Below are 13,689 nucleotides of genomic sequence, written 5' to 3' on the forward strand. Positions count from 1 at the left end.
TTTCTCCAATTTACGCTTTAACTTTGACTGTATCGTATATCAATTGTGCGCCCATCGTAGTTGAAAGGGCTTGCACAACTGGGTGTGCATTTAAATGATCTATGGCCACCTGTAAGGCTTCTGCACGCTTACTGGCGGCAAACTCTTCTGCGGTAACCCCGCTCACATCTTCTACCGTATCAATGATGAGCGGAACAGCAATACCAAAAAAGTCGCTTAGGGCATTTTGTATTTGCTCATAGCGTGTTTGATTGAGCATGTGTCCATATTCCAACGGCACTTGCAGACGTACCCCCTGGTCCGTGGACTCTATCAAGCTTGAGTTCATTAAAATGTTATGAACCAAACCCGATAACGCTAACCTTGGCGCCACCAGCCACCAAATTTTCATGGTCAACTGGTTATAGTGGGACATTTCTGGCACTGGAATACCCAGAGCTGGCTGGGCAATTCGATCGGGGATTTTAGCCAATCGATTATCCGCAGACGCCTCAGCTTGAGGTTCTTCCTCTGCAGTGTCTTCTTCCACATCGCTGTTTAATGCCTCAACCAAGGCGGCCGATGAGTTATACGGGTCTAAAACATCACTGATCGCCCGCTCTTCGGCTTCTTCTTCATCTTCCTCGTCCTCATCTTCTATGGGGGCGATTGGCTTTATTTCATCGGCTGGCGCGAATGGATCTACCTCTTTTTTTGCTTTAAGAGCAGAATCGGCAGCTGAATTTTCGTCTGGTTCATCCATAGATTCAGCAGGATCAGCGGATGACGGCCCTTGATCGCTAGAAACCTGCTCAATAGGCGACTCGCCGATAGAATCCTCAGCAACAGGTGCTTCTGGAGTGTCTTCTACTGGGCTTTCTGGCATTGCAGGTTGAGCATCATGTTCTTCCTCAACACCACTTTCTTCCCAAGGGGGTCGTTGATCTTGTGGCAGTGATGATGCTTGAGTTGCAGGTTCAGCTGGCGCTTCTGCTGGGCTTAGTGACTCATTGGTCGCCTGAGGCATTAAAGTCTCGGAACTTTCAGATGGCATGCTGTCATCTATTGGCGTCTCTAGTGACTTTTCCGCAGGTACTGATGACGCTTCATGAGATACGGGCGTTTCAGCCACAACAGGCTCAGCACTTGTGTGTGTTGGTGCAGCGACTACAGGAGCCTCATGGGAAGCCGAAGCTGATGTTACTGGAGGTGCTTCGTAGCTCACTGTCATCGGCGGTGCGGGACGAAAAGCAATAAGGCGCAGCATTAGCATTTCAAAGCCTGCGCGTACCGAATGAGCCAGATGTAGATCACGCTTGCCGACCAATAAACTTTGGTACATTAGCTGAATTTCTTCTGCAGCGACTTGGCTCGCCATCGCTTGTATACGCGATAAATCCCCTAATTGATCCTGTAAAGCACCGGGCACCTGTTGCTCGATGGCGACGCGATGCAGACAGTCCATCAGGCTGCCACAAATGGCACTAAAGTCAGGCTGGTAATCCGCGAGCAATTCAATTTTGTGCATTACTTGTGCGGCTTGCTTAGCGACAACCGTTTCAAGTAAATCCAGCACTTGCGACTGGTTAACAAGCCCAAGCATGGCCGTCACACCAGATTCAGAAATATGGCCATTGCCAAAAGCAATGGCTTGATCTGTCAAACTCAGCGCATCACGCATACTACCATTAGCGGCTTGGCCGATTTGCCACAAGGCAGGCTGGTCGTATTCTATGGTTTCGCTTTGTAGCACGGTTTGCAGATAATCCACCACCCGTTGCGGGGTCATATTTTTAAGGTTGAATTGCAAACAGCGAGACAAGATCGTCACGGGTAATTTCTGTGGATCGGTGGTTGCTAATAGGAACTTAACATGGGCTGGCGGCTCTTCTAAGGTTTTTAACAAGGCGTTAAAAGAATGTGTCGACAGCATGTGTACTTCATCTATTAGATAGACTTTGAAGCGACCACGGGTTGGTGCATATTGGACATTTTCTAATAATTCGCGAGTATCTTCCACCTTGGTTCGTGATGCCGCATCCACTTCGATAAGGTCAACAAAGCGACCTTCGGCAATTTCACGACAACTATCACAAGTGCCACAGGGCTCTGGTGAGATACCATTGGTTTCACAGTTTAAGCATTTAGCAAAAATTCGCGCAATGGTGGTTTTACCGACCCCTCGTGTACCGGTAAAAAGATAAGCATGATGCAAACGTTGTTGGCGCAAAGCGTTAACAAGGGCTTGTAAAACATGGTCTTGTCCAGCCATTTCAAGAAATGTCTGGGGGCGCCATTTGCGCGCTAAAACTTGATAACTCATGATAGATACTGGCTAATGAAAAGCGATTTTTTATTGTACGGTAGTCGAAGCAATTTCGAAACCATTGTTAAACGACATTGGGGAGGGATTTTAACAGAATTCTGGAGAATTTGAGCGAAAGATCAAAGGTTTAAAAACACTCGGACTCAGTCCGAGTGTTTTTTGAACAAGTTATTTAGAGGCCGCTTGACGAATTTTACGCTGACGCTCTTTTTCAGCTTCTTTTTCACTACGGTGTTTTGCAACCGCTTCTGTTACTTCTGCGCCAATGTGTTCTTCACCACGGGCTTTCGCTAACTGAACTTGACGTTCACGCTCTATAAAACGCTGACGTTGTTCTGGGGAATATTTATCAATACAGTGTACACAGCTCACACCTTGAACATAAGATTCAAGCTGCTTTTCTTCTTCAGTGATCGGCATACGACAAGCGTGGCACTGGTCGTAATCGCCTTTTTCTAGATCGTGATTAACCGAAACACGGTTATCAAACACGAAGCAGTCCCCTTCCCAAAGTGTCTCTTCTTTTGGCACTTCTTCAAGGTATTTTAAGATGCCGCCCTCTAGGTGATACACCTCTTCAAAGCCTTGCTCAAGCATGTAGGCCGTGGATTTTTCACAGCGAATGCCACCTGTACAGAACATGGCAACTTTCTTGTGTTTCGCCGGATCCATATTGTCTTTTACATAGGATGGGAATTCACGGAAGGTATCCGTTTTTGGGTTAACGGCATTTTTGAAGGTACCGATTTGCACTTCATAATCGTTACGAGTATCCACCAACACCACGTCTGGGTCAGAGATCAGATCATTCCAATCTTGTGGTTTAACATAAGTACCCACCACACGTTTCGGGTCAATGCCCTCAACGCCCATGGTGACGATTTCTTTTTTCAGTTTCACCTTGGTGCGGTAGAAAGGCATGTTTTCGTCGAAAGATTCTTTGTAAACAATATTGTCTAGCCCTGACTGTGCATCTAGCCATGCCAACATGGTGTTTATACCTTCACGGCTACCAGCCACTGTACCGTTAATACCTTCGCTGGCTAACAATAAAGTACCACGAATAGCATTTTCCTCTAGAACCGTTTGTAGAGGCTCTCGCAACTCTACGTAGTTATTCAGCTCAACGAATTTATACAGGGCACACACGACAACGTTCGACATTTCTTTCTCCTCTGCGATCTGGAACGTAAAACCAGAGCAATTAAACAAGCCGCGCATTATAGAGATTTTTTGCCTGTGTTTCGAGACTCTACCCCCTATTTTAGGGCATTAGTTTTATTGATCCGGATCAAGCTTTTGTCCAGTAGTGTTATTAACCCGAAACCAGCCCGCAATACTGTGGCGCGTTCGCTTAGCCACTTTCACTTCGTGATAAAAGCATTCACTCAAAAAAAACGCCATACGACCATTTTTAGGAAAAAATCGTCCTAGCTCGATTTCTGGGTCATGTTCATCATAAATGACTAACTCCCCGCCATCGCCTTCTTGCCAATCATCGTTCAGATACAAAACAGTAGAAAGAATGCGATTACTTTCCCCCTTGAAAGCATCAATGTGTTTTTCATAAAAGGCACCTTCCTGGTAGCGAGCAAAATGCGCTTCATAATCAAACAGCCCAATGAACAAATGACGATTTAACGCCACTCGCAATAACTCCATGGCATTCAAAAAGTCATGGCGTATGGCCGACTCAGGATCGATCCAGCGGATATAATCTCGCCTAGCCTTTAACAGTACCTGATGATCTTGCTGGCGCCCCACACCTGCTCTTTGCATTTCATCTACAGATAAACCATGGGCTTCATCACGCAAGACTTGTGTGAAGCGAGTTGAAAAAAAGTCATCTTGAACACTCCACCCTTTTGTTTGTAGGTCATGCAACAAGCTATAAAACGGCTCCTCTCGTTCAACGAGAGTAAGTGGCTCTCCAAAATACAAAGAACCGAGAATTAACTTTTCGGGAATCGTCAATAGATTAATCACTTATAAAAAGGCAAAATGGATGGCGCTGCCATCATACTGTAGCCTTTGCCTCAACACACCAAGATTCGCTCACTATGGAACAAACTTTCAAATTACGTGATTACCAGCAACAAGCGGTGGAATCGGTCATTCAGCATTTTCGTCGACATCTGGACCCTGCTGTGATCGTCTTACCAACTGGTGCTGGAAAAAGCCTAGTGATCGCAGAGCTTAGTCGGCTAGCAAATGGTCGAGTTGTTTGCCTAGCCCACGTCAAAGAGCTGGTCGAACAAAATCACGCAAAGTTTGAAGCCACAGGCAATACGGCAGGTATTTTTTCAGCTGGACTAAATGAAAAAGCCAGCCATCACAAGACCACCTTTGCCAGTGTACAGTCTATTTCTGCCAATCTGTTTGACTTTCAAGAGCCGGTGAGTTTATTAGTCATTGATGAATGTCATCGCATTAGCATGCAGGACAGTAGCCAATATCAACAGACTATTGAGCATTTTAGGAAGCTCAACCCTAAGCTCAAGATACTGGGATTAACCGCTACCCCCTATCGCTTAACCAGTGGCTGGATTTATCAGCAGCACTACCATGGCTATTGTCGTGGTCAAACGGAGGACGCCAAGCAAGCTGCCTTCTTTAAAAAATGCATTTTTGAGCTCCCGTTACAACACATGGTCAAACAGGGCTATTTGACGCCACCAATACATTACGATGCCGCCATCGCTCATTATGACTTTAGCTTACTCACAGAGAGCCTAGACGGCGAACAAGACCCAAATGATATTGCCCTAAATGAACTCATTCATAAGTACCCTCGGGTGACTCAAGCGGTCACCGAGCAAATTTTACAACTGAGTGAATACCGCCAAGGGGTGATGATCTTTGCCGCAACCATAGACCATGCTTATGAAATTGGCAGCTATTTACCCAATGATAAAACCGCCATTATTACCGGCAAAACACCTATTCGTGAGCGAGACCAACTCATTCAAGCCTTCAAACAAAAGCAGCTTAAATATCTCGTGAATGTCTCGGTACTGACTACGGGGTTTGATGCGCCTCATGTGGATGTTATTGCCATTTTACGCCCTACTCAATCCATTAGCTTATTCCAACAAATTGTGGGCCGTGGCTTACGACTCAGTGAAGGTAAGCAAGACTGCTTAATTTTGGATTACACCAACAATGGCTATAACATTTTCCAACCTGAAATTGGCGAAAAAAAGCCTACCAGCGATTCAGTGGCAGTACAGATTCACTGCCCTGAATGCGATTTCGCCAACACTTTTTGGGGACGAGTAGACACAGAAGGAAACATTCTTGAACACTTTGGACGCCGTTGTCATGGGCTAGTAGAGACAGGGGATAGCGAGGAGCAATGTCAGTACCGCTTTAAATTTAAGCGCTGCCCCTATTGTGACAGTGAGAATGATATCGCCGCCCGACAATGCCACCAGTGTTTCGAAAAGTTGCTCGATGCAGACGACCAATTGCGCAATGCGCTCAACCTTAAGGATAGTAAGGTATTACGTTGCTCTGGGTTCACAACCGAGCACTCCATTAGTGGAGACACGCTGAAAATTATTTACCACGATGAAGAAGGCATTACCCTGACCGAGACCTTCCGTTTTAAACAAAACAAGTCTCGGCAATCCTTTAATGACATATTTGCAAAACGTTTAGCGGCGGCGACACAAAACATCCGCTTTGAGAGCGTTGAGGAGCTGCTGCCTTTTTTGCCTTACTTACCTTCTCCTGACTTTGTGATCGCTAAGAAGAAGAAACAGTATTGGCAAGTAACAGAACGCCTCTTCGATTACCAAGGCCCTTATCGGAAAGCCAATCAATTATAAATCTTAGCCTTCGGCCATAAGGCTTATCAAGCGGTTACCGCCTTGGGATTTAGCGATATATAACGCCTTATCAGCTAGGCTAATGTAGCCCTCAATTTGTGTGTTAGACACTTCGCCATTTGAGGTGACAAAATCAATGCTACAAAAGCCAATCGAAAGAGTAAGATATATATCATTCTTACTAAGATTACTAACCTTCTCCTGCATGGACTTGAAGACTTCGGTACCTTCTTGCAGACCTTTACCGGGCAAAAAGATTAAAAACTCATCTCCACCCAATCGCCCTAAAACATCATGTCGCCCAATCGAGCCATCAAGCACATTAACCAGAGAAACCAATACTTCATCGCCATTTTTATGACCATAGGTATCGTTCAACTCTTTGAAATTATCAATGTCGACGATGGCCAATAAGCCCTTATCCGCCTTCTGACACAACTTGTTCATGGACCGAGTTAGAGCGCTATAAATCCCTCGTCGGTTAAGCACATTGGTTAAACTGTCGTGGTCCGCCATATATTGCAATTCTTTATTAAGCTCACTTAACTGCTTCTCTTGGCTTCTTCTTACCAACTCCACCTCTATCCAAGAGGCCATTAGCTGCAAAGCGTCTAGATCGAAGTCATGAAATTTACGTGGAAAAGGCAAAGGGCTAGAAAAGTTCAATGTCCCGTATAACTCACCCTGAACATAGATAGGAATACCGATATAAGCTTCTAAACCGAAAGCTTGATAAGCCGGATGCACAGCTAACCTATCATCTTGACCAACATGCTCAATTGCAACAGCTTGGTTTGCGGCACAGGTAATGGAGCAGTAAGTGGCATCAAAATTGAATTTGTCCCCGGATTGCAAAGGGATCTCGACAGGCGTCACACAATATTGAATAACGTAATCCTCTCCATCTATTTTGGAAAGAATGGCAATGTCTAAATCGAATCGTTCTAAGCCCATTCGAAGTAATTGCCTGATCTGTTCTTCAAAACCTAAGTGGTGGTTATTGGTAATTTGATAAAGCTTGCGAATAACTTGTTCACTACTAGAGGGGGAAATCATTATTATGTACCTCTATTCGTAATTAATCTGAATAAAGCAACCTGCTTAATTCAGTTAACAACTGGAATTAGAAAGTGCGTTAAACACTCAAACATAGTTATAACACCCTGCTCCCATAAAAACAAAGGCGCACTAGGCGCCTTCGTTTAACTTGCTGACTTGTAAAACGCTTAGCGTTTCTTAAGAGCCCCTGCCGAGAAGGTTACAAACTCTTCGGCACTGGTTGGGTGAACGCCAACGGTAGCATCGAAGTCTGCTTTCGTTGCACCCGCTTTAATGGCAATGCCTAAACCTTGGATAATTTCTCCCGCATAGTCACCCACCATGTGAGCGCCTATCACTTTATCGTCGGCGTTATTGACCAAAAGTTTCATTAGAGAGCGAGTTTGCGCGCCAGACAAAGTATGCTTCATCGCACGGAAATCCGTTTGATAAACACGGAAATCTAAACCACGAGCCTCGGCTTCTTGTTCCGATAAGCCCACGGTACCAATGGACGGCTGGCTAAACACGGCAGTCGGAATATTGTCGTAGTCAAAATCGACCGCTTTGCCTTCGAACCAAAAATCAATTAATGCCATGGCCTCTTTAATTGCCACTGGGGTTAGCTGAATACGATCGGTCACATCACCCAACGCAAACACACTTGGCGCACTGCTGACAAAGTTACTATCAACGATGACCGCACCGTTTTTGCCCGTTTCAACGCCTGCTTTATCAAGCGCCAAAGAAGCAACATTTGGCACACGACCTGTGGCATATAAGATCAGCCCAAACTCTTCAGAACGACCATCTTTGAAATGCACAATACGCTTACCAGCAGGGTCAGCTTTATCTGCCAATTCGATCGATGCTACGTCGGTATTTAAACGCACATCAATTCCAGATTTCACATATTCTTCGCTGGCGAAAGCACGTACATCTTCATCAAAGCCACGCAGTAACTGGTCACCACGGTACGCTAGTGAAGTATCCACCCCTAGGCCTGCCAGAATACCAGCAAACTCAACAGCAATATAACCACCACCAACAACAAGTGCTTTTTCTGGTAGTGAATCTAAATAGAACATCTCATTAGAGCTAACCACCAGATCGGAACCGGTAAACTCAGGAATAAATGGCTTAGCGCCAACAGCGATCAAAATTCTTTCCGCTGTGTAGGTCTGCCCCGCCACTTCAACCGTATGAGCATCGACAAATTTTGCGTAACCGGAGATAACTTCTACTCCCGCATTCCCCAGCATGTTGCCGTAAATGCCGTTTAGACGTTCAATCTCTTTGGTTTTGTTGTCACGCAAAACAGACCAGTCAAAGCTAACCCCTTCGTGCTTCCAACCAAAACCAGCGGCTTCTGAAAAACCATGACCGTATTCAGAGCCATAGACAAATAGCTTTTTCGGTACACAACCTATGTTGACACAAGTGCCACCCAAAGCACTGCCTTCAGCGACAGCAACTTTATAACCTTTAGATGCCGCCACACGGCTTGCGCGAACACCGCCAGAACCGGCACCAATTACAAAAAGATCATACTGATAAGCCATTTACAGCCCCTTCCTACGTCAGTGTTATTAAATTCGATTCGCCAAGTGTAGCAGTACCGCACCTATAAGTTAAAAAGAAGCCGTGACTATTCTGCCCTGAAATGCTGAAAAACCATGAAAATCCGCATTTTAACCATAAAGCTAAACCTCCGCCGAGGCATTAGCCTTTAAAATAATGGCTCTATGGCAAACCATCACGGACTTTTTTGGCAAAAACTTTATGCCCTTATAACACCAAGGTATGATTACAGAAACACTTTAGGAATTCTTACTATGAAATTTGTCTCATTCAATATCAATGGCTTACGCGCTCGCCCTCACCAGATAGAAGCATTGGTTGAAAAGCACTCTCCAGACGTCATTGGCCTACAAGAAATTAAAGTGCACGATGATGCCTTCCCCCATGAAATCCCTGAGTCAGTGGGTTACCACGCCTACTATTACGGCCAGAAATCTCACTACGGAGTAGCCATTTTTAGTAAACAAGAAGCGACTAGTGTTGAGTATGGGTTCCCGGGAGATGAAGAAGACGCCCAACGTCGAATGATCATTGCCACCTTTGATACCCCACAAGGACCAGTAAAAGTATTGAATGGCTACTTCCCACAAGGAGAAAGCCGTGACCACGAAACTAAGTTTCCAGCGAAACGAAAGTTTTACGCAGATCTTATGGAATATCTGACGAATCATACCGCCGATGAAAAAATCATAGTGATGGGAGACATTAATATCTCTCCCACAGATTTAGACATTGGCATTGGCCCGCAAAACGCTAAGCGCTGGTTGAAAACAGGCAAGTGTAGTTTCCTACCAGAAGAGCGCGAATGGTTCAAAATCTTATGCGACTGGGGACTTACAGATACCTACCGTCAATTAAAACCAGAGAAAAATGACCGTTTTAGCTGGTTTGATTACCGCTCCAAAGGTTTTGATGATACCCCTAAACGCGGGCTACGCATCGACGTCATTATGTCTTCAAATGGCTTAACGCCATACTTGGAAGATAGTGACGTGGACTACGAACTTAGAGGCTTAGAAAAGCCATCTGATCACGCGCCAATTTGGACAAGTTTCAAACTCGATTAAGCACTATTTAGTAGCGGCCTTTTTTGATCAATTTTTGCACTATTTTTACAAAGGCCGCTGTTACTGATGTGAACCACTATTATTTACGCATACCCCCAGATTTATCCACAGACTATGTGGATGACTTCCATTTCCATTAATGTCATCCTAAAACATACTGACAAGCCTTTTGGAAATACCAACAATATTTCGCACCTTATTACTCTATTAGAGCACCTAAAATGAACAAACTTTCCCTGCTGATGATTATCACATGCTTGGCCAGTTTCACCGCATTAGCCAACAGCGCTTCGGTATGGAAAGTTTCATCTGGGGAACATACTTTGTATTTGGGGGGCACACTTCACTTACTGGCTCAAGAGGACTACCCACTACCGAGTGAATATGAACAGGCTTACCAAGCCGCCGATACCATTTTTTTTGAAACAGATATGAGCGTACTTAATAGCGCTCAATTTCAGCAAAAAATCGGCCAAATTTTTAGATCTGACATTCCGTTATCGCAACAGTTAAGTCCAGGTACGTATCAAAAGCTACTTGAATATTTTACCCAGAAAAACATTAACCCCATGACATTCCAGTACTATAAGGCCGCCTTAGTCAGTGTTTCCATCAGTATGTTTGAACTGGAATCCATGGGCTTTAACACCACAGGCGTGGATAATTACTACCATCAACAAGCCATGCTGGATAATAAAAAAGTTCAATGGTTAGAGTCCCCTCAATCTCAATTAGAGACATTGGCCAGCTTAGGAGATGAAGATCCGGACAAATTGATTCTTTACACCTTATTTGATATCGAAGCTATGCCAGAAAGTTTGGGGGCCGTTCATAGTGCTTGGCGTGAGGGAAATATGGAACGTCTCGCCGATTACACACTCGTTGACCTAAAGAAAGATTTTCGGCAAATTCATCAAGGCTTATATGTCACTCGAAACCAGAATTGGCTACCCCAAATCCTGAAAATGCTAAAAGATGACAAAACGGAATTTATCTTAGTGGGTGTTTCCCATATGGCGGGTGAAGACGGTTTACTAAAACAACTAGCACAGCAGGGCTATCAGATAGAACAATTAAGTGAACTGACAGCCCAATAATGGTCGCTAGGGTCGAACTCGCAAAAAGCTAGCGAACCTTGGGACCCCATTATTGGTAAAACCGTGATAACGAAAAGTTACCCTGCTCCCAATGGATGGTGGGGACAAACGCTCTTTATCACTAAAGCCTGTGCCAATTTTGAACCTAATGCCGGAAGGCAACTCCACCAATAAAGACCCCATTTGCCCTTCGTACTTGCCTTTGCCTGGCAACACATCAAGGACAATCGCTTCCGCATCCATATAGGGCTTTAATTTAAGCAGATGATCACTACGTCCCTGACTGAATTGCGCGGTTTTTAAATGCAGCATTAAGCCTTCCGCACCCTTTGCAACGTATTCATCAAGCAATTTAAATAACGTGGCTTTGTCTGTGACAGTAAATTGCTCTACCGGAATCACATGAGAAAGATTAGCTTGCTGGAGGATACGGGTATAACGACTGACTCTTTGTTCAAACGTAAAAGTTCGATTCTTGTCTGGCGCATCAAACACCATGTAGTGAAGCTTTCGCCATTCTTGATCAACGGGTGTTTGTTTAGATACGGTGGATTGAATAAAAGCAAAGTCTTGGCGTTTTGACCATAACTCACCGTCTAACCAGAGATTGGGTAACCCTTTGGTAAACCAAGCTGGCGCATGGATGGTTTTACCCGTTCTTGTCAGTAGCTCCGAACCTGTCCATATTGCTCGAATACCATCGTACTTTTCACTGACAAGATAATCGCTAACGACCACCTTGTCATCGTACACCTTTGCTAACGCAACCGGGTATTGACCATACAACACAGCCGAGAAAGCCATAGTTAAAATACAGGCACACATGCGTAACATCATCATTCACTCCTTTGAATGTTTTAATTGGGGTCAGAGTAAAATTAAAACTCACTCTCTCCTTTTCTTCCTTCCTCGCTCCATGTGCGCTTGTCTCTGCTCTGTCAATGCCTCTACTTGCGCTTTAAACTTGTCATTTCCTAACGCCAAGCCTTTATTTGCACTGAAACGAATATTTTCGAATAGCTGATTACCCATTTTATACTGAAACCATGCTCGATAAATACTGCACAGCTATTCTTTTGTTCTGCCCAATGACAAGTAAAGTCTGGGAAGTCCATACCTGCGTATTCTCTAAGCCAATGAGCATAAGCCTTTATATCTTCATTACAGGCAAAAATAGGTTGGCGGTTATGACCTCTTTGAATTAAATGCTCAGCATAACCGGGAATAGATAGTCTTGGACGACGTGGCATAGAGGCTCCTTATGTCATACATTTCCACAAGAAAAGATTAGCACTGCTATGAAGGATTGCTAGAAAAGGGGCTAATTTTACTCTACTCCCAATTTACACCATTTATCTCCACATAAAATACGTTATGATATAACATTACTTTTGTTTTTATACCTTCGGAGAGCAATATGTCTAACCCCACCCCCGTTACCGTACTCACTGGTTTTCTTGGTAGTGGCAAGACCACTTTGCTGAACCGCATACTGTCTGAAGATCACGGCCTGCGCATTGCGGTCATTGAAAATGAGTTTGGTGAAATCGGCATAGATCAAGATCTGGTCATCAATGCTGACGAAGAAATATTCGAGATGAATAACGGCTGCATTTGTTGCACGGTACGCGGCGACCTCATTCGTATTTTAAATGAATTAGCAGAACGCAAAGACAAATTCGATCGCGTCATTCTAGAAACTACTGGCATGGCAGATCCTGGCCCTGTGGCACAAACTTTTTTTGTAGATCCTTCGATCAGCGAACAATATGAACTAGATGGCATCATCACTCTAGTAGACGCCAAGCACGTCAGCACTCACCTAGACGAAAGTACAGATGAAGTCATGGCCCAAGTGGCCTTCGCTGATCACATCATATTAAACAAAGCCGACTTAGTCGCAGAAGATGACATGCTCAGCCTGAAAAATCGCCTAAAAGGCATGAACCAAATGGCGGGGTTCTATTCTGCAACCATGGCTGATGCACCGATTGCCGAATTACTGGACATTGGTGGATTCAACATTCAGCGCGCCATGGACATGAAACCCAACTTCTTAGAGCCAGAATACCCATTTGAATGGGGTGGAATATGGCAACTGCCTGCTGGTAAATACCGCTTTAAGATGGCCAACGGCCCAGATCCAGACATGGCATTTCTGATCTCAGACGTTAAACATACAGCGGAAACGACTGTATTAGATTTGGCAGAAACTATCTTTGTGGCATTCTCCGAATCTGGCGAGCCTATTTCGCATGGGCAAACACTAAGCGTAAGGAATCACTGCTACCGTCTACAACTTGAAGGCCAAGATTACTATGAATTTCAATTAGAACTGGCCTCGGATCAAGAGATTGCCGTATTCTCTCAACACACGCCAGAAGAGTTTGAGTTAGCGCTTTTAGACAAAGACAACGCTGAGTACTTCCCTGTGGTAGATCACTATTTTAATGCCGAACATGAACATAACGATGCGGTTTCCTCGATTTCTATCGAGTTAGCAGGCAGATTTGACGGTGACATCCTCAATGCTTGGATGGGAATGTTTCTACAAGAAAAAGGCGTCGATGTGTATCGTATGAAAGGCGTACTTGCTATTCATGACGAAGAGCATCGAATTGTGTACCAAGGCGTTCACATGCTATTTGGTGGACAACTTGGAAAACCTTGGGGAGATGAAACACCCACCAACCGCATGATCTTTATTGGCAAAAACCTTGATGAAGACTACATACGCGGCTCATTGGAAAGATGTTTGTATAAATAACATT

Annotated in this window: 11 protein-coding genes; 4 read left to right on the forward strand and 7 right to left on the reverse strand. The window is 44.5% G+C overall.

All coding sequences use genetic code 11. The features are described from left to right. Nucleotides 1-10 precede the first annotated feature (10 nt). From dnaX to ABJF92_RS06765, 3 genes are all read right to left on the reverse strand, one after another. Nucleotides 11-2,302 (reverse strand): DNA polymerase III subunit gamma/tau, encoded by a 2,292-nt coding sequence (dnaX, locus tag ABJF92_RS06755; protein ID WP_446815045.1) that lies wholly within the window; start codon nt 2,300-2,302, stop codon nt 11-13. A gap of 171 nt (nt 2,303-2,473) precedes the next feature. Beyond that, nucleotides 2,474-3,469, reverse strand: coding sequence for an oxygen-dependent tRNA uridine(34) hydroxylase TrhO (trhO, locus tag ABJF92_RS06760; protein WP_446815046.1), 996 nt, complete (start codon nt 3,467-3,469; stop codon nt 2,474-2,476). Nucleotides 3,470-3,583: 114 nt separating this feature from the next. Beyond that, nucleotides 3,584-4,279: a 2OG-Fe(II) oxygenase gene (locus ABJF92_RS06765; protein ID WP_446815047.1), complete on the reverse strand. Its 696-nt coding sequence runs from the start codon at nt 4,277-4,279 to the stop codon at nt 3,584-3,586. Between the two features lie 86 nt (nt 4,280-4,365). Between ABJF92_RS06765 and ABJF92_RS06770 the strand changes: the two genes are divergently transcribed. Further along, nucleotides 4,366-6,135, forward strand: coding sequence for a DEAD/DEAH box helicase (locus ABJF92_RS06770; protein WP_446815048.1), 1,770 nt, complete (start codon nt 4,366-4,368; stop codon nt 6,133-6,135). Nucleotides 6,136-6,138: 3 nt separating this feature from the next. On the opposite strand, the gene ABJF92_RS06775 is transcribed toward ABJF92_RS06770, so the two are convergent. Further along, nucleotides 6,139-7,191 carry a GGDEF domain-containing protein gene (locus ABJF92_RS06775; protein WP_446815049.1) on the reverse strand — a complete coding sequence of 351 codons (1,053 nt, stop codon included), beginning with the start codon at nt 7,189-7,191 and terminating at the stop codon, nt 6,139-6,141. Between the two features lie 170 nt (nt 7,192-7,361). Next, nucleotides 7,362-8,735, reverse strand: a complete 1,374-nt coding sequence (gene gorA / locus ABJF92_RS06780; protein ID WP_446815050.1) for a glutathione-disulfide reductase — start codon at nt 8,733-8,735, stop codon at nt 7,362-7,364. A 273-nt stretch (nt 8,736-9,008) separates the two neighbouring features. Between gorA and xthA the strand changes: the two genes are divergently transcribed. Further along, complete coding sequence (gene xthA / locus ABJF92_RS06785; RefSeq protein WP_446815051.1) at nt 9,009-9,821, forward strand: exodeoxyribonuclease III; 813 nt, start codon at nt 9,009-9,011, stop codon at nt 9,819-9,821. Between the two features lie 221 nt (nt 9,822-10,042). After that, nucleotides 10,043-10,918 carry a TraB/GumN family protein gene (locus ABJF92_RS06790; protein WP_446815052.1) on the forward strand — a complete coding sequence of 292 codons (876 nt, stop codon included), beginning with the start codon at nt 10,043-10,045 and terminating at the stop codon, nt 10,916-10,918. Nucleotides 10,919-10,924: 6 nt separating this feature from the next. On the opposite strand, the gene ABJF92_RS06795 is transcribed toward ABJF92_RS06790, so the two are convergent. Both ABJF92_RS06795 and ABJF92_RS06800 read right to left on the reverse strand, forming a co-directional pair. Beyond that, nucleotides 10,925-11,755: a DNA ligase gene (locus ABJF92_RS06795; RefSeq protein WP_446815053.1), complete on the reverse strand. Its 831-nt coding sequence runs from the start codon at nt 11,753-11,755 to the stop codon at nt 10,925-10,927. A gap of 137 nt (nt 11,756-11,892) precedes the next feature. Continuing rightward, complete coding sequence (locus ABJF92_RS06800; protein ID WP_446815054.1) at nt 11,893-12,168, reverse strand: hypothetical protein; 276 nt, start codon at nt 12,166-12,168, stop codon at nt 11,893-11,895. 167 nt (nt 12,169-12,335) lie between these two features. Here ABJF92_RS06800 and ABJF92_RS06805 point away from each other — a divergent pair, with 167 nt between their 5' ends. Continuing rightward, nucleotides 12,336-13,685: a CobW family GTP-binding protein gene (locus ABJF92_RS06805; RefSeq protein WP_446815055.1), complete on the forward strand. Its 1,350-nt coding sequence runs from the start codon at nt 12,336-12,338 to the stop codon at nt 13,683-13,685. Nucleotides 13,686-13,689 lie beyond the last annotated feature (4 nt).

This window comes from Marinomonas sp. (genome assembly GCF_039940335.1).
In the GTDB taxonomy this organism is placed as follows: Bacteria; Pseudomonadota; Gammaproteobacteria; order Pseudomonadales; family Marinomonadaceae; genus Marinomonas.